At 56.9% G+C, this 295-nt stretch carries 1 protein-coding gene; it reads left to right on the top strand.

Annotated features, from left to right (window positions below; translation table 11 throughout):
• Positions 1-44 precede the first annotated feature (44 nt).
• A partial coding sequence (locus KMS84_RS42855; protein ID WP_256921549.1) for a phage holin family protein occupies positions 45-295 on the top strand: 251 nt, incomplete at its 3' end.

Genomic DNA, 295 nt, shown 5'->3' on the forward strand with positions numbered 1-295 from the left:
GGCTTCAATGGTTCTTCCGCCTTCGAGCGAGAAAGGAGAGCTAAATGGTTGCCATAGTTCAGGCCGCGCTTTGCGCGGTCATCTTCATCATGATCGGGCTGCGCTATCGCCCATTCCCTGACAGTCGCTACAAGCTTTCGGTATCCCTCTGTGCTTGGGCTGCATGCGCTATCACGGGCATGCAGTGTGTGAGCCTGCTTGGTCGCATTTTGCTGGAAGGGGAGTTCGCTGACGCTTCGTGGTTCAACACAGCGTTCTACGGCCTGGCTGCTTTGCTGGTCTGTCGCGCCAAAGG

The organism is Streptomyces hilarionis (assembly GCF_024539675.1).
GTDB lineage: Bacteria > Actinomycetota > Actinomycetes > Streptomycetales > Streptomycetaceae > Streptomyces > Streptomyces hilarionis.